The 647-nt window shown below is 75.3% G+C and carries 1 protein-coding gene; it reads right to left on the bottom strand.

The features are described from left to right. Positions 1-647, bottom strand: a 647-nt coding sequence (gene dacB / locus ND748_RS33355; protein WP_251750198.1) for a D-alanyl-D-alanine carboxypeptidase/D-alanyl-D-alanine-endopeptidase, incomplete at both ends; no start/stop codon positions are given.

The following is a 647-nucleotide window of genomic DNA, read 5'->3' as shown; positions in this document are numbered from 1 at the left end:
GCCCGTGGCACCGGCACCGGCGCGGGACAACCGCAGCCGGCCAGCGCCGCCGCGACCCGGTCGAGCGCGGCCTTGGTGCCGCCCCCCTCCAGCGCCGGAGACAGGAAGGCGAACAGCAGCAGCCGCCCGTCAGCGTCGACGAGCTGGCCGGCGAGGCTGCTGACGTTGCGCAGCGTGCCGGTCTTGGCTCGGACGTCACCCGCGCCCGGTGCCGTGTCCGCGGTGGCGTAACGGTCGTTCAGGGTGCCGGAGAAACCGGCCACCGGAAGCCCGGTCAGCACGGTGCGCAGGGCGGGACGAATGGGCAGGACCGCCGCCCGTAGCAGCGCCACGAGGGTGGCGGGCGCGATGAGGTCGGTGGTGGACAGGCCGCTGACATCGTTGAGGGCCATCCCCGCGGTGGGGATGCCGAGTTCGGTGACCGTGTCGAACACGGCCCTCGCGGCCCCGGCGAACGAGGCCGGCAGGCCGCGCCGCTGGGCAATCAGCCGGCCCAGGCTTTCCGCCAGGTCGTTGTCCGACTCGGTGAGCATGCGTTCGACGAGCACCCGCACCGGCGGGCTGTCCACTGCGGCGACGCGGGTCGCGCCGGCCTCGGTGCGCCCGGTTTCGACCGCGCCGACCGGGATGCCGGCGGCCGCCAGCGC

The sequence above is a fragment of the Frankia sp. AiPs1 genome, assembly GCF_023716945.1.
Lineage (GTDB): Bacteria > Actinomycetota > Actinomycetes > Frankiales > Frankiaceae > Frankia.
This window is presented reverse-complemented; position numbering and strand designations above follow the sequence as displayed.